12 protein-coding genes and 1 tRNA gene are annotated in these 15,263 nt (G+C 67.9%); 8 read left to right on the forward strand and 5 right to left on the reverse strand.

All coding sequences use genetic code 11. The annotated features are described in order from the left end of the window. Positions 1-9: 9 nt before the first annotated feature. Positions 10-894, reverse strand: coding sequence for a plastocyanin/azurin family copper-binding protein (locus RBS60_RS01625; protein ID WP_307955757.1), 885 nt, complete (start codon positions 892-894; stop codon positions 10-12). A gap of 303 nt (positions 895-1,197) precedes the next feature. Between RBS60_RS01625 and aroQ the strand changes: the two genes are divergently transcribed. After that, positions 1,198-1,671 carry a type II 3-dehydroquinate dehydratase gene (aroQ, locus tag RBS60_RS01630; RefSeq protein WP_307955758.1) on the forward strand — a complete coding sequence of 158 codons (474 nt, stop codon included), beginning with the start codon at positions 1,198-1,200 and terminating at the stop codon, positions 1,669-1,671. Between the two features lie 54 nt (positions 1,672-1,725). Here the strand turns inward: aroQ and RBS60_RS01635 are convergent, their stop codons facing one another. Then, on the reverse strand, positions 1,726-2,898 hold the full coding sequence (locus RBS60_RS01635; protein ID WP_307955759.1) for a MarP family serine protease: 1,173 nt from the start codon (positions 2,896-2,898) through the stop codon (positions 1,726-1,728). A 185-nt stretch (positions 2,899-3,083) separates the two neighbouring features. Here RBS60_RS01635 and RBS60_RS01640 point away from each other — a divergent pair, with 185 nt between their 5' ends. Continuing rightward, entirely contained in the window at positions 3,084-3,761 is a 678-nt protein-coding gene (locus RBS60_RS01640; protein ID WP_307955760.1) for a Crp/Fnr family transcriptional regulator, read from the forward strand. Positions 3,762-3,893: 132 nt separating this feature from the next. On the opposite strand, the gene RBS60_RS01645 is transcribed toward RBS60_RS01640, so the two are convergent. From RBS60_RS01645 to RBS60_RS01655, 3 genes are read right to left on the reverse strand one after another with little or no spacing between them, the layout of a single operon-like run. Further along, positions 3,894-4,817: an NUDIX hydrolase gene (locus RBS60_RS01645; protein WP_307955761.1), complete on the reverse strand. Its 924-nt coding sequence runs from the start codon at positions 4,815-4,817 to the stop codon at positions 3,894-3,896. Beyond that, positions 4,801-5,310, reverse strand: coding sequence for a RidA family protein (locus RBS60_RS01650; RefSeq protein ID WP_307955762.1), 510 nt, complete (start codon positions 5,308-5,310; stop codon positions 4,801-4,803). Before RBS60_RS01650 ends, RBS60_RS01645 begins: the two co-directional genes overlap by 17 nt. Then, positions 5,307-5,465 (reverse strand): DUF4177 domain-containing protein, encoded by a 159-nt coding sequence (locus RBS60_RS01655; protein ID WP_307955763.1) that lies wholly within the window; start codon positions 5,463-5,465, stop codon positions 5,307-5,309. Before RBS60_RS01655 ends, RBS60_RS01650 begins: the two co-directional genes overlap by 4 nt. A 36-nt stretch (positions 5,466-5,501) precedes the next feature. Here RBS60_RS01655 and RBS60_RS01660 point away from each other — a divergent pair, with 36 nt between their 5' ends. The 6 genes from RBS60_RS01660 (at position 5,502) to RBS60_RS01685 (ending at position 15,145) form a co-directional block, all read left to right on the forward strand. Further along, positions 5,502-7,796, forward strand: a complete 2,295-nt coding sequence (locus tag RBS60_RS01660) for a transglycosylase domain-containing protein (RefSeq protein WP_307955764.1) — start codon at positions 5,502-5,504, stop codon at positions 7,794-7,796. Between the two features lie 15 nt (positions 7,797-7,811). Next, positions 7,812-8,771, forward strand: coding sequence for a metallophosphoesterase (locus tag RBS60_RS01665; protein WP_374049199.1), 960 nt, complete (start codon positions 7,812-7,814; stop codon positions 8,769-8,771). A gap of 76 nt (positions 8,772-8,847) precedes the next feature. After that, positions 8,848-10,791, forward strand: coding sequence for an ABC transporter ATP-binding protein (locus tag RBS60_RS01670; protein WP_307955765.1), 1,944 nt, complete (start codon positions 8,848-8,850; stop codon positions 10,789-10,791). Further along, positions 10,788-12,935 carry an ABC transporter ATP-binding protein gene (locus RBS60_RS01675; protein ID WP_307955766.1) on the forward strand — a complete coding sequence of 716 codons (2,148 nt, stop codon included), beginning with the start codon at positions 10,788-10,790 and terminating at the stop codon, positions 12,933-12,935. Before RBS60_RS01670 ends, RBS60_RS01675 begins: the two co-directional genes overlap by 4 nt. 161 nt (positions 12,936-13,096) lie before the next feature. After that, a complete protein-coding gene (locus RBS60_RS01680; RefSeq protein WP_307955767.1) occupies positions 13,097-14,839 on the forward strand; it encodes a DUF222 domain-containing protein in 1,743 nt (580 codons plus the stop codon). 229 nt (positions 14,840-15,068) lie between these two features. Next, positions 15,069-15,145: transfer RNA gene (locus tag RBS60_RS01685), tRNA-Pro, on the forward strand. Positions 15,146-15,263 lie beyond the last annotated feature (118 nt).

Raw genomic sequence — 15,263 nt, forward strand, 5'->3', positions numbered from 1 at the left:
GCGTATGCCCTAGGGCGTCACGATCACCTGGCCGACCATGCCCATGTCGTCATGGAACTCGCAGAGGTAGTGGAATATGCCGGTCTGGTTGAAGGTCACGTTGAAGGTCGACGGGCCGCCGACAAAGGCGGGCAGCAGCGTCCCCGAGTCGACCAGCTTGCCTCCCTGCTTGAGGTCCGTGAACGTCACCGTGTGCGGGACGACCCCTTGGTTGGCGCTCATGTCGAAGGTGACCGTTGTTCCGGCGCGCACAACGTCGGGCGACGGCATGAACCGCATCACCATCGCCTGGTCGTCCATCGCCCCAACAAATACGTGCGTCGGGCTCGACTTGGCCAGCGTCCTTGCCTCGAGAGCCAGGCCATCGGCGAGGACCTTGGCGCCCTCGACCGCGCCCACGGCGTCGTAGTAGGCCTGATCATGCAGCAGTGCGACGTTCTTGTGGAGCACGTGCACCACGATGTTCATCATTCGGCCGTGGATAAGGCAATAGAACGTGAAGTCACCGGGCGCGGCAAACTTGAGCTGGTACGACTGAATGAAAGGCGCATGAGGCACCGGCGGCGCGAGAATGCCCGAATTCGTCCACGGCGCCGTCGGGTCGAAAACTGGCCCGCCGACGGGCGTGAAGGCGTCTGCCTCCAGATTCGCGATCGATGTCGGGGGCAGCGGCGGCGTGCCATAGCTAACAGTGTGGATCTCGGCACTGTTGGACACGAAGTTGATGGAGTCCGTTTGATGAATCCAGATCTCGCCTGGCAGGAATCGCATGCCCTGGATGGCCATGTCCGAGGTCTGATTGCCGACGAGGACCTTCCAGGTCTGGGCATTCGGGTTGGTGTCGACGGCAGCCTGCGCGGGCGCAATGCCGAGGACGCCGATGATCAGGGTCACGAGCGCCGTGAGAACCACGGCAGGGGTACGGAATGGTGTGCGGGATGACAAGGGAAACGCTCCTCACGAGAGGCAGCGGGGCCAGATTCCTCCAGCAGGAACTACCGGCTCAGACACGCCAGCCCACGCAACGGCGCAAGCCAGCCATGCGGCGTCGTACGCTCCCAGCAGACGCTCAACCGCTTCGACGCCGAGACCGCGCCGAACCAAGGTGCATGTTCCCCATTCCCCAGGAACACGGAAAGAATAGCTCCGTCTCGACACACAGGGAAGCACCCCACGCAGGCCGCCTAGAGTAAATCCATGACTGCTCAGACGCCCCGAGGCACGGTCCTCGTCATCAACGGCCCCAACCTGAACCTCCTCGGCACGCGCGAACCGGAGAAGTACGGCACGCACACGCTGGCCGACATCGAGCGTCTCTGCGCCGAAGCGGCCGCCGGGCAGGGGCTCGCCGCCGAGTGCTTCCAGTCGAACCATGAGGGCGCGATCATCGACGCGATCCATGCGGCGCGGGGAAAGGTGCTCGGGCTTGTCCTCAACGCGGGCGCGTATACCCACACATCTGTGGCGATCCGCGACGCGATCGCGGCAGCCGAGCTGCCGCTCGTGGAGGTGCACATCACGAACGTCCACGCGCGCGAGCCGTTCCGGCACCACTCGTACTTGAGCGACATCGCGAAGGCCGTCATCGCGGGCGCTGGCGTGCTCGGCTACCGCTTCGCCATCGAATACCTCGCGGACCTCACGGAGACCCGGAAGCCCGTCGCACTGTAAGGGCAGGGCAGCGCGCCGCCCTGCAGCGCCCGGGCCGCACCGCCTGTGCCGCCGCTACTTTCTGGTGCACACGCCCGGCTGGACCGGCTGCGTGAGGCCGCTTGCCTGGGCTGCGACGGGCGTGAGCTCCTCCATGGTGATGGCGTAGCCGACGTCCGCCGTCGAGTCGCTCTTGGCGAACACCACTCCGGTCACCTGCCCGTCGAGGGTCAGGAGCGGTCCGCCCGAGTTGCCCTGCTGGACGTTGCCCGAGATCTGGTACACCTGCTTGGGCACCTCGTTGGCGCCGTAGATGTCCGGGGCAAGGACCGTCGTCGTGCCCTGGATGACTGCGGGCCGCAACTGGTACGGCCCCCCGAGCGGGTACCCGCCGAACGCCGCGGGCGTCCCCGAGGAGCTCGTCCCGGTGAGCGGGAGCGGGGCGACGTGCAGTCCATCGACGGCGATGACGGCGAGGTCGCGGACGGCGTCGAAATACACGACGCGTCCGCTCCTCGCGCCACCACCCGGAAGTTCGACGACGGGCTCGCTCACCCCCGCGACCACGTGGGCGTTCGTGATGATGCGGTCCGGCGCCACGGCGAAGCCGGATCCCGTCTGATTCTGGCCGCATTGGTAGGCCGTGCCGGTGATCCTCAGGATGGACGGCGCAGCAGCGCGAAGCTCGTTCGTATCGACCGATTCGGGCACCGGCACGGGCTTCGTGGGCGCGATGCTCTCGATGAGCTTCGGCAGGCCGTCACCGATCACGAAAGCGCGCAGCGCCGCGGCCTGCTCCTTCACCGGGGCCGGCGTTGCGGCGTCGAGCGCGCGCACCACCGCCGAGCCGGCGATCTGCTGCGTGAGGACTGGGACGCCGATGGTTGAGACCGTGAAGGCCGTCATCGAGATGACGAGCGAGGCGACCACCACGCTGACCAGGCCGCCGAGTCCGCGGTCGATGGCGGTGGCTCCCCTCCAGCGAATCCCCCGCCGGATCCGGTGTCCCAGTGCCGAGCCAACGGCATTGCCGCCCGCCATGAGGACGACGGCCGCGATGATGATGCCTGCGGCGCGCCAGGCGCCCGCGCCGAGCCAACCGCTGACGAGGGGCACGGCGAAGAACGCGGCGATGCCGCCCGCGACGAATCCGAGGATGCCTGCCAGGCTCACCACGAATCCCGCCCGGATCCCGTTGGCGAGGTAGCCCACGAGAACGAGCACGAGCAGGACGTCCAGGAGATTCACCCTCGGATTCTATCGGCGCCGCCTGACGTCCAACTGAAGGCCAGAGGCGTCCCAGACCCCGTCAGGGGCCGGATTCCGGGCCTCCTTGGCTGTGTCGCATGCCAAGTTCGTCACAAAACGCCTTGAGCATCTGAAAGAATGAGTCAAGCGCAAGCATGTGAACGCACTGACATTAGGAGATTGCCTTGGACCTCGAAGTACTGCGCCGCGCCCCCCTCTTCACCACGCTCGACGACGAGGCCTTCCGCCTGCTGATGGACGAGCTGACCGAAGTCGACCTCTCGCGAGGCGCCTCGGTGTTCCGTGAAGGCGACCAGGGCGACCAGATGTACTTCATCGTCTCCGGCAAGATCAAGCTCGGCCGCACGTCCCCGGACGGGCGCGAATCACTCCTGGCCATCCTCGGCCCGGGCGAGCTCTTCGGCGAGATGGCCCTCTTCGATCCGGCCCCCCGCACTGCGACAGCAACGGCCGTCTCCGAGACTCGTCTGGCCGGCCTCAAGAACGAGGCCCTCGTGGCGCTGCTGCGCTCACGGCCCGAGGTTTCCGCACAGCTCCTCCAGGCTCTGGCGCGCCGCCTCCGCCGCACCAACGACTCGCTCTCCGACCTCGTCTTCTCGGATGTCCCCGGCCGCGTCGCAAAGGCGCTCCTGGACCTCGCCGACCGCTTCGGACGCCCCGCGACCGACGGCGTGCTCGTGGCCCACGAGCTCACCCAGGAGGAGCTCGCCCAGCTGGTCGGCGCCTCGCGCGAGACGGTCAACAAGGCGCTCGCCGAGTTCGTCCAGCGCGGCTGGATCCGGCTCGAGGCGCGCGCCGTCGTGATCCTGGACATGCAGCGCCTCCGCCAGCGCTCCCGCTGACGATCAAAGCCAGCTCGCGCGCCAAAGCCGGTTGAGCGCAGCTGAAACCGGCAGCCACGCAAACGTAAGGAGCCGGGCCCTTCGGGGTCCGGCTCCTCATGTTTGTGTGCGGGTGTTTGTGGTGCCTGCGGGCTAAGGCCCGACGACGCGCAGTGCCTCGGTCGGTGGCGCGACGGCCCCGGGTGCCTCGACCTCGAGGTAGAGCTGCCCGTCCTCTTCGATGAGGTGTGCCTGGTACAGGTGGTTGCTCCGCTTGACGCTCAGATAGGCGATGCAGCCCTTGGCCTTGCCCATCTTGGCGAGGATGATCTCCGTCGCCGGGACCAGCAGCTCCGGCAGGGCGAGTCCGCGCGTGTCGGCCTCGCCGATCACGTCACCGAGGGCGCTCGTGTCGCGTTCGGCCATGACTTCACGGGCGCTGACCCACTGGCCCCACACGCCCTTGCTCGGCAGGAGGGTGGGCGTCTGGCCCACGGGAAGGGTCGCGGCAAAGTAGCGGGTATCGAATCGGCGGTGTGCGAAGTCGGGCGTCACCCAGTGCACGAGGGAGCGCAGCAGGTCGGTCCTCAGCCCGAGCCCACGCTTCGCGAGCAGGTCCGCAAAGCTGATGTCCTGCCGGGCGAGCGCCTCGCGGGCACGCACCCACTCAGCGCTCGTGGTGCCCTCAACCACCACGGACTCGTCCGAGCCGGCGAGCAGGACGCCCGTCTCCTCGAAGAGCTCCCGGATGGCGGCGACGACGTGCAGGCGCGCGAGTGCATAGTCCTCGGTCCCGAGGATTTCGGCCCACTGGCCCACGGAGGGGCCGAACCAGTCGAAGGTGTCCTGATCGGCGTTCTCTGCCGACCCGCCGGGGAACCCGACGACGCCGAGCGGCGACTCGCCGCCGCGGTAGGAGAGCCACGTCTCGGTCCCGTCGGGTGCATCCCGGACGAGAGCCACGGACGAGGCGAGTCGCGGTTTGCGCGGAACGCGGTCGGCTTCCTCGAGCCAGCTGCGGGCCGCGCCCTGCATGCGCTTGGGCAGGGTGAAGCGGCGCTTAAGCGAAGTCGGCAATCAACTCAACCTCCACTGGCGCGTCGAGCGGCAGGACCGCGACGCCGACGGCGGAGCGGGCGTGGGTGCCCGCCTCGCCGAAGATCTTGCCGAGCAACTCGGAGGCGCCGTTGATGACGCCGGGCTGGCCCGTGAACTGCGGATCGGAGGCCACGAACCCCACGACTTTCACGATCTGCGTGACGCGGTCGAGGTCGCCAATCTGTGCTTTGACGGCCGCAAGCGCGTTGACGATGCACACCTCGGCGTACTTCTTCGCAGCCTCGGCGCTCACCTCCGCACCGACCTTGCCGGTAGCGGGCAGCTGCCCGGAGACGAACGGCAGCTGGCCGGAGGTGTACACGGTCGAGCCGGTGACGACTGCGGGAACGTAGGCGGCGACAGGCGCTGCGACCTCGGGGAGCGTCAGGCCGAGATCGGCCAGGCGACGCTCGACGGCGCTGCTCACCTCCGCGGCCGTGTCTGCCGCGCTCGCGAACTGCTCCTGGCTCATGCCTGCTTCTCCCTCTTCAAGTACGCGACAAGTCCGTTGCCGCCGGGTCCGGAGACGACCTGGACAAGCTCCCAGCCGTCCTCGCCCCACTGGTCGAGGATCTGCTTCGTGGCATGCACGATGAGGGGCACGGTCGCGTATTCCCAGGCGGTCATGAGGCCAGATTAGCCCCTCCCGTTAGACTGGCACACATGGCGTCTGGCAAGAACCCTCTCTTTGACACTGCCACCACCTTGGGCAAGATCCTTGCCTTCCTTGGGGTGAGTGCGATCTGTGGCGTGCTTGTCGCAGGCCTGATGGTGCCCGCAGCTGCTGTGACAGGCAGCGCGGCGAGCGGCTCGGTGCAGTTCTTCGAGGGGCTGCCCAGTGAGCTCACCGTCGAACCTCCTGGGCAGGTGACCAAGATCCTCGCCTCCGACGGGTCGCAGATCGCCACGCTGTTCTCGGAGAACCGGACCAAGGTCACGCTCGACCAGATGTCGCCGTACATCAAGGACGGCATCGTGGCCATCGAGGACTACCGGTTCTATGAGCACGGCGGCGTCGACACGACCGGCATCCTGCGCGCGCTCGCCGCGAACCTCAAGGGCAGCAAGCAGGGCGCCTCGACGCTCACGCAGCAGTACGTCAACAACGTCATCAACGAGAACCTCATCGCACAGGGCAAGGACGATCAGGTCCTCCTCAACGGCCTCAACAAGGGCGTGGGAGACAAGCTGCGCGAGATGAAGCTTTCCATCGCGCTCGAGAAGAAGTTCACGAAGGACCAGATCCTCGAGGGCTACCTCAACATCGTCTTCTTCAATGCCAATGCCTATGGCATCCAGGCAGCGAGCCAGTACTTCTTCTCGACGAACGCGAAGGACCTCACCCTCCCTCAGGCCGCGCTCCTGGCAGGCCTCGTCAACAGCCCGTCGCTCTACGATCCGATCGCCCATCCGGACAACGCGAAGCAGCGCCGGAACCTCGTGCTCGACGCGATGCTCCAGCACGGCAAGATCGACCAGAAGGCCCACGACGCCGCCGTCGCGGCACCGGTCGAAACTAAGGTCACCCCGCCGAAGCAGGGCTGCCAATACGCCGCAACGGCCCAGTACTTCTGCGACTACGTGCTGCACCAGATCCTCAACGACCCCGCCTATGGCGCGGACGAGAAGGAGCGCACCGCCAAGATCATGCGCGGCGGCCTGACCATCAAGACCACGCTCGACCCGAGGCTCCAAGGCCCCGCTCAGCAGCAGGTCGACGCGACCGCCGGAGACAACCCGCTCAAGTGGGCGGCTTCCCTCGTGACCGTCCAGCCCGGAACGGGCAAGATTGTCTCGATGGCGCAGAACTCGCGCATGCTCGACGGCCAAGGCTCGAACTTCGTGACCTCCTACAACGTCAACGTCGACCGGGCCGATGCCTCCGGCAACCCCCTCGGCGGCGCGGGAGGCATGCAGCCCGGTTCGACAATGAAGCCCGTGACGCTCACGGCGTGGCTCAACGAGGGCAAGTCGAGCAACGCAATCGTGAACGCCGCCCAGCGCCGCTACCCCAAGAGCTATCCATGGAAGACCACGTGTGATCCGGTCGTCGGCTGGTATGACGACACGGTCTCGGGCTCGACGGACCTCCAGAACGACGAGCCGAACTGGTACCGGCCGATGTCGGTGCGTGAGGGCATCTACCAGTCCATCAACACCGCGACCTTCGCCTCGGCTGCTGCCCTCAACGACTTCTGCGACATCCAGCGCGCGGCGGACGCGCTGGGAATGCACGACGGCGAGGGCAACGGCAAGAAGCTCGACCTCCATATCCTCGGCAATCTGCTCGGCGGTATGAACGTGGCCCCCCTGACCATGGCCAGTGCCTTCGCCACGTTTGCGGCCAACGGCACGTACTGCACCCCGATCTCCATCACCGAGGTCACTGACCTCCAGGGCAAGAAGATCGGCGGGCAGGCTCAGACCTGCCAGCAGAACGCCATCAAGCCCGAGGTGGCGAAGGCGGCGACGAACGTGCTGCAGGACGTCCTGACGAAGGGCTCCGGCTACAACATCAAGGATGCTGCGGGCAACACCATCAAGCTCCCGTACGCGGATGCCGCGAAGACGGGTACGAACAACTTCAACAACCAGACCTGGGTGGTCGGCTACACGAAGGGCCTCGCCACCGCCTCCTTCTTCGGAGAGGCACTCAAGGACCCGTTCTCGTCCACCTACGGTCAGAACCTCACGATTAACGGCAGGTTCTACAAGTCGGTCGACGGTGCCTTCATCGCGGGTCCGCAGTGGGCGTACTTCATGCAGAAGGCAGCCCCGCTGTACGACAACGGCGGCTTCGACGCCCCGCCGCAGAACCTCATCGGCGGCCAGCCGACGCCCGCGCCGACGGCCTCCCAGACGGGACAGACGGACCAAGGAGCGTCGAACCAGGGCAACTCGCAGCCAGCGCCCGCTCCACAGCCCACGGCCACCAAGCCGGGCAAGGGCAACGGCTGACGCGTGACCGAGTCGATGCAGCGCTCGACGACGGCGCGGCTCGCCGCCTCGATGGGCGCCGGGGCGAGGCGCGCCGCACTCGTCGCAGGCCTCGGGCTGAGCGCCGGTGCGGCGGCTGCAGCCTACGGGTGGTGGGAGAAGGACCAGTTCACGCTCCGTGAAGAGTCGGTCCCCATCCTTCCCCGCGGCGCCCGGCCGCTGCGGGTCCTTCACCTGAGCGACATCCACTTCGTGCCGGGCCAGACCGCCAAGGTCCGCTGGCTGGCCAGCCTCGCGGATCTGGCGCCGGACCTCGTGGTGAACACGGGCGACAACCTGAGCCACCCGGACGCCGTGGTGCCCCTTCTCGAGGCACTGACCCCTCTCCTGCAGTTCCCGGGCGTCTTCGTTCCCGGCTCGAACGACTACTACGCGCCGGTCGCGAAGAACCCCGCTGCGTACCTGCTGGGACCTTCCAACCGGAAGCCCCTCCCCGACCGAGTGGACCTCGACTGGCGGCGCCTCTTCACGGGCTTCGGGTCCGCTGGCTGGATCGACCTGACCAACCGGTCCCAGTCGGTGAATCTGGGCGGGGTGCGCTTCGACTTCTCGGGCGTCGACGATCCGCACCTCAAGCGTGAGCGCTACGCCGACTGGCCCCGCGGGGCGTCGGGCCACGAGGAGAGGCCCCACGTCAAGGTCGCCGTCATCCATGCCCCCTACCAGCGAGTCCTGGACCACTTCACGGATGCCGGCGCAGATCTGATCCTCGCGGGCCACACGCACGGCGGCCAGATCTGCCTCCCGGGCTACGGCGCCCTCGTGTCCAACTGCGACCTGCCGACGTGGCGGGCCAAAGGCCTCACGCAGTGGGAGAACGCGGGCCGCTCGGTCCAGCTCAATGTCTCAGGCGGCATCGGCACGTCCCGCTTCGCACCCATCCGCATCGCGTGCCGGCCCGAGGCCGTCCTGCTCACGCTCACGCCGAGGGTGTGATCCACAGCCCGGCACGCAGGCGTAGGGTAGTTGCCACCGCTAACTACTTCCTACCCCGAGGTGTGTGAGCCCCGGCATGCCACAGCACGCCCCCGTCGACCCCAAGCCTGCTTCCTCCCACAGATCAGGCCCCCAGCAGACCCCGTACTGGGCCTCGATCGCGCGCCTCGGCCCGATCGTGCGGCCCATCGTGCCGCGCCTCCTCGTAGGCCTCGTTGTCGCCCTTGCGGCGTCCGCCCTTGCCCTTGCGGTGCCGCAGGTGCTGCGCCTTGTCATCGACGAACTCGTGCACAGCGGAACCCAGCCGTCGGCCGTGTGGGGAGCGGCCGGCGTCGTACTTCTCCTCGGCGTGCTCGAGGCGACCATGATCTACCTGCGGCGCGTGCTCGTGATCGAGCCGAGCATCGGACTCGAGCGGCAGATGCGCGTTACCATGTACGACCACCTGCAGGACCTCCCCGTCTCATTCCACGACCGCTGGGGCTCAGGCCAGCTGCTCTCGCGCTCGATCGCGGACCTCGCGTTCCTGCGGCGCTGGCTCGCGTTCGGCGCGATCTTCCTCGTGGTCTCGCTCAGCACCGTGACGCTCGGCGTGGTCCTGCTGTTCACTCTCTCGTGGCAGCTCGCACTCATCTTCCTCGCGGCGGCCGTGCCGATCATGGTGTACGGCGCGATCTTCCGGCGCCGCTTCTCCCTTGCCACGCGGCGCAGCCAGGACCAGGCCGGCGACCTCGCCACCACGGTCGAGGAGTCCGTCCACGGCATCCGCGTCCTCAAGGCCTTCGGCCGCGCGCGCGAGGCCCTCGAGGGCTTCACCGAGCAGGCCCAGCAGCTGCGCGAGACCGAAGTGGCAAAGGCGAGGCACCAGGCCCTGTTCAGCCTCGTCGTGACCCTGCTGCCGGAACTCGCCCTCGGCACGGGACTCGTGACCGGGATATGGCTTGCCGCGTCGGGGCAGCTGAGCCTCGGATCCCTCGCGGCCTTCTTCGCGACCTCGGCCGCCGTGGCGCAGTTCGTCGAGGCGAGCGGCATGCTCGTGGGCATGGCCCTGACGGCGAAGACGGCGGTCGACCGCCACTTCGAGGTCATGGACGCCCGCAACACCATCACCGATCCTGAGTCGCCGCGGCACGTCACCGCCCCGCGCGGTGCGCTGGCCTTCCGCGACGTCCGGTTCGCGTTCAACGCAGCCGCGCACGACGCCGCGAGCTCGGCTCGCGCTGCAGCCCCGTCCACCGCGTCGCGACCAGCAGACCCGCCGCGCGACGTCCTGCGCGGCGTGACGCTGGACATCCGACCCGGCGAGACCATGGCGCTCGTCGGCGCGACGGGCTCGGGAAAGACGACGCTCCTGCAGCTCGTCTCACGCCTCTATGACGTCTCGGGCGGGGCGGTCGAGATCGACGGGATCGATGTCCGCGATCTACCCCTCGCTGAGCTGCGCCGGCTCGTCGCGGTCGCGTTCGAAGACACGACGCTGTTCTCGTCCTCGGTGCGCGAGAACGTCCTGCTCGGCGCGCCCGTGCAGGAGGGCGCGGAGGCCGATCGCCTGCTCGAAGAAGCGCTCGACGTTGCACAGGCCCACTTCGCGCGCTCTCTGCCCGACGGCCTCGACACGACGATCGGTGAGGAGGGCCTGAGCCTCTCCGGCGGGCAGCGGCAGCGCATCGCGCTCGCACGCGCCATCGCGGCGCGGCCCTCCGTGCTGATCCTCGACGATCCCCTCTCCGCGCTCGACATCGCGACGGAGGAGCGCGTGTCCGAGCGGCTCGGCGACGCGCTCGCGCACACCACGACGCTCATCGTGGCGCACCGCCCCTCGACCGTGGCTCTCGCGGACCGGGTCGCGCTCCTGCGGGACGGCGTCGTGGAGGACGTCGGAACGCACGCCGAGCTGCTCGCGCGCAGCGAGCACTATCGCTGGGTCATCGCGAGCCTCCCCGAGGAGCCGAGCGACCTCGACAGGGAGCACGAACCCGATCTGGACGATTTCCTGCCCGAGGAGGCCGAGTCCCGGTGAGCCAGCGTCCCACCCGGCCCGGCGGCGTCGTGCGTCGCAACGGCGACCGCAAGAATTCCGGCAGCAGCCCCCAGCCAACCCGCCCCCAGGGCGAACGTGGCACGCGCGGCGAGGACGCCGTCGACCTCACGCGGGAGGCGAGCCGCACCGTGCGGCGTCGCTCGCTCACACTCCTCGGCAACCTCCTGCGGCCGGTGCGCGCAAGGCTGTGGGCCACGCTCGCGATGGTGGTCGTCTCGCAGGCCACCCGCGCCGCCGGCCCGGCGATCATCGCGTTCGGGATCGACCGGGCGCTGCCCGCGTTCGCGTCCGGCGATCCGGCGCTCACGTGGCTCGCCGGCGGCGGGTACCTGGCTGCGGCTCTCATCACGGCCCTGCTGACGGCCGGGTATGTGACCTCCACGGCGAAGCTGAGCCAGGCGATGCTCCTTGACCTGCGGGTCTGGGTCTTCCGGCACACGCAGAGGCTCAGCCTCGACTTCCATGAGACGTACACATCGGGGCGCATCATCTCGCGGCAGACCTCGGACCTCGAGGCGCTGCGCGAACTGCTGGACTCGGGCGTGAGCTCACTCGCGTCCGGCCTGCTGTTCATGGCGTTCACGGCGATCACGGTGTTCGCGCTCGACTGGCCGTCGGGGCTCATCATGCTCGCCGCGGCCGTGCCGATGACGCTGATCGCGCGCTGGTACCAGATACGGTCGCAGCGGGCCTTCAGGGCCTCACGCGTGGTGTCAGCCCGGCTCATCGTGCACTTCGTCGAGACGATGACAGGCATCCGCGCGGTCAAGGCGTTCCGCAAGGAACGCGCCAACAGCGCCGCTTACGGCAAGCTCGCCGACGACTACGCCGTGGCGACCTATCGGTCCGTCATGCTCAACGGCGTGTTCCAGCCGGGACTCGTGCTCACGGGAAACGTGACCGTGGCCGTGATCCTGCTCGTCGCCTCGTTCCGCGTCCTTGAGGGGAATCTGGCAGTCGGCGTCCTGCTCGCCGTCGTGCTCTCCACCAAACGGTTCTTCAGTCCGCTCGAGACGATCGCCATGTTCTACAACTCGTTCCAGAGCGCCCAGGCGGCGCTCGAGAAGGTCTCCGGCCTGCTCGAGGAGGTTCCCACCGTCCAGCCGCCGCGCAACCCGGTGCCGCTCCCGGCGGCACGGGGCGAGGTGACGTTCGAGTCAGTGGCCTTCTCGTATGGATCCGGGCCAGAGGTGCTGCCCGAGTTCACGCTCCGGATTCCGGCAGGTCAGACGGTTGCGCTCGTCGGGGCGACCGGTGCCGGGAAGTCGACGCTCGCGAAGCTCGTGGCGCGGTTCTACGACCCCTCAGCGGGCGCAGTGAGGCTCGACGGCGTCGACCTCCGCGAGCTCTCGACCGCGGACCTGCGGCGCGCCATCGTGATGGTCACGCAGGAGGCGTTCCTGTTCTCCGGGTCCGTGGCGGACAACATTGCCCTCGGGCGGCCGGACGCCTCCCGCGCTGAGATCCAGGCCGCGGCGCGGTCTGTCGGCGCGCACGAGTTCATCTCAGCGCTGCCGGACGGCTACGACACCGATGTGACAAAACGCGGCGGCCGCGTCTCGGCGGGCCAGCGTCAGCTCATCTCCTTTGCGCGGGCGGTGCTGGCGGCCCCGGCGGTGCTCATCCTCGACGAGGCCACGAGCTCACTGGACATCCCCTCGGAGCGGCTCGTCCAGACGGGCCTCGCGCGACTCCTGGGCGGGACTGCCGTCGGCTCTGCCCGAGACACTGCGGGCGACACTCACGCACGCGGGCGTGCGGACGACGGCGGCGGGGCGCCTCAGGGTGGACCGCCGCCACGGGTGGCTGGTCGGGACGAGCAGGACAGCCGTCCCAGCGCACCTGCGGATCACCGTGGCGTGGCCGCTTCCGCACCTCGCCCGACTGACGGACAGGAGGCTCGACCCGGCGTTCAGGGTGGTCGCCCTGGCGCCCAGTCAACTAGCTCCGACGCGCGGACGGCGATCATCATCGCCCACCGGCTGTCAACGGTCGAGATCGCTGACCGTGTGCTCGTCGTGGACGGCGGGCGCATCGTCGAGGACGGGACACCTGCGGAACTCTTGGCCGGCGGAGGACGCTTCGCTGCCCTGCATGGAGCGTGGCGCGACTCGCTCGTCTAGCCTACGTGCACCTGGCGTGCAGCCGTGTCGTTTCGGTCTGGTCTCTTCCGTCACTCCTCTTCCCTATGAGCGCCTGCCAACCTATGATGGGAACATATATTCGAAGATTTTCGGATCGTCTCATTGATATCTTCGATGAAGTGGAAGGGGATGAAACGATCGTGACAGCAGTGCCCACCCCCGCAGATGTGCACGATCGGGCCTCGGACTTCATGGCGTTTGCCCCACGCAGTTCCTCTGGGATCCGCGGGCGCCTCTGGACCGTTGACCCGTCCCTGATGGACCACCGCATCGCTGCTGAGATCCTCGCAGAGGTCCCCCGGCTCATCGCCTACGCAACGGCATTGCAGGCCACGGCCGTCGAACGCGTCCGGGAGGGCATCGCGAACGAGCCGCTCCCGGTGCGCGACGGCCAGCCCACCCGGCTCGACGGGAATTTGGCGCATGGGCTCGCCGTAACCGAGATTGCGACCATTCAGGAGACGAGCGAGTCGGCAGCCGCCAGGCTCCTCAACGTCTCTGAGGCCCTGTGCGCCACCCACCTCGGCGTTCTCGAAGCGCTCGAGTCGGGCGACATCCATGAGCACCATGCCCGGACCATCGTGGATCAGGCTGGGACGCTTCCCGAGATCGTCGCCGAGCCCTTCGGCCTTCAGGCTCTCGGGAAGGCCCGCACTGCATCCGGTCGCCTGCGGACACCTGCGGAGTTCCGCAGAGCGGTCCGGGACCTTCGCGAGAAGCTGCACCCAGAGAGCATCGCCGTCCGGAAACGCGCTGCGGCCTCGGAGCGAGGTGTGTGGTGTGCGCCCGAGCAGGACGGCATGATGTCGCTCACGGCCCTCATGCCTGCTGAGACTGGCCTCTCGATGTACAAGCGGATCGACTCCATCGCGCGGGCGGCCCACCGCGCACCCGCCGAGCATCGCACACTCCCCCAGCTTCGGCACGATGTCCTCGCCTACCTTGGCCTCACCGGGACGATCAGCACCTCTCGGGCAGACACCGGCAGCCAGTCCGACGAGCCCGACCAGTCCGACCACACCAGCCGGCACGACAACGCCGCCCAGCCCGAGGCCGAGCACACCGGCCAGCGCGACAATATCGACCAGTTCCGATACGCCGACCAGACCCGAGCCGACAGCGTCACAGGCATCGAGGCCGCCGACGTTCTCGGGCTTCCGGACCCGATCGATGTTCCAGAGGATCTCATCTCGTCGATCAAGGCCGAGATTGTGGTGCACTTGGCCTCGTCGAGCCTCCCTGCCGCTCATGCATCCAGTGACGAGGCATGCACATCAGGCACTGGGGGCGTCACCGATCCGGACACCGCCTACCTCGAGGGATTTGGGGTGATCGACGCAGCCACCGCGCGTTCCCTGGCTGCCTCTGCGCCAGCGTGGCGCAGGCTGTGGACAGACAGCGAGGGAACGCCGCTCCGGCTCGGGCGCACCACGTACCGACCGCCCGAAGCACTGCGTCTCTTCCTCAAGTATCGCGATGGAACCTGCACCTTCCCGGGCTGCACGCGCCCCGCTGAAAGTGCTGAGCTCGATCACACGCATGAATGGCAGGACGGGGGCGCAACGGACGCCGACAACTTGGCACACCTGTGCCGCAAACACCATGCCCTGAAGTCGGTGGCACTGGTCCAGGCGCGCCAGCAGGCCGCGCAGGCCGCATTCGGTACCGATTCCCAGTATGCGGAGCCCACAGGGACAATGATCTTCACGACCATGCTCGGATATGAGCGGACAACCACCCCGAGCGATCGCGATCGGCTCCTCGGCATCGTCGACGACCCTCTGGCCCCTCAAACGATGACGGTGCCCCATGCGCAGGTCCCGATATCGTCGGGGGCCGTCAAGCCACCTGCCGGGCGCGAGGAAGAACCCCCGCCATTCTGACCATCTGGGCGCTCCTGCTACCGTGCCCGCCGCGATCGCCATCATTCAGCGTCACCGCGGTCTGGGTGCGGGGGTTCGGATGCGGTGGTCCGGGTGCCATGGATCGGGGGCGTTGCGCAGTGGTTCGAGGCCGCTGCTCGGCCCGAAGCGGGCCGCTTTCCGATTTCACGATCACGGAGCGAATCGGGTACTCTAGATGAGTTGCTCCGGGGAGACCCAAGCGACGGATCGGGATGTAGCGCAGCTTGGTAGCGCGCTTCGTTCGGGACGAAGAGGTCGCAGGTTCAAATCCTGTCATCCCGACCAGACAAGAGCCCCGCGGCCGTAGCCGCGGGGCTTTCTTCATTGTCGGAGATGCTCATTCGACACTGCCCGGACGCCAGCGTCGTGGCGACGGGTCAGCCGTACAGAAAGCTCAGCGGCG

The sequence above is a fragment of the Sinomonas sp. ASV486 genome (genome assembly GCF_030908215.1).
In the GTDB taxonomy this organism is placed as follows: Bacteria; Actinomycetota; Actinomycetes; order Actinomycetales; family Micrococcaceae; genus Sinomonas; species Sinomonas puerhi.

Bases quoted from the DNA above. Each gene is read 5' to 3' on its own strand.
- aroQ (WP_307955758.1), top strand. From the start codon at position 1,198: ATGACTGCTCAGACGCCCCGAGGCACGGTCCTCGTCATCAACGGCCCC.
- RBS60_RS01650 (WP_307955762.1), bottom strand. From the start codon at position 5,310: ATGAGCCAGGAGCAGTTCGCGAGCGCGGCAGACACGGCCGCGGAGGTG.
- RBS60_RS01655 (WP_307955763.1), bottom strand. From the start codon at position 5,465: ATGACCGCCTGGGAATACGCGACCGTGCCCCTCATCGTGCATGCCACG.
- RBS60_RS01660 (WP_307955764.1), top strand. From the start codon at position 5,502: ATGGCGTCTGGCAAGAACCCTCTCTTTGACACTGCCACCACCTTGGGC.
- RBS60_RS01670 (WP_307955765.1), top strand. From the start codon at position 8,848: ATGCCACAGCACGCCCCCGTCGACCCCAAGCCTGCTTCCTCCCACAGA.
- RBS60_RS01665 (WP_374049199.1), top strand. From the start codon at position 7,812: ATGCAGCGCTCGACGACGGCGCGGCTCGCCGCCTCGATGGGCGCCGGG.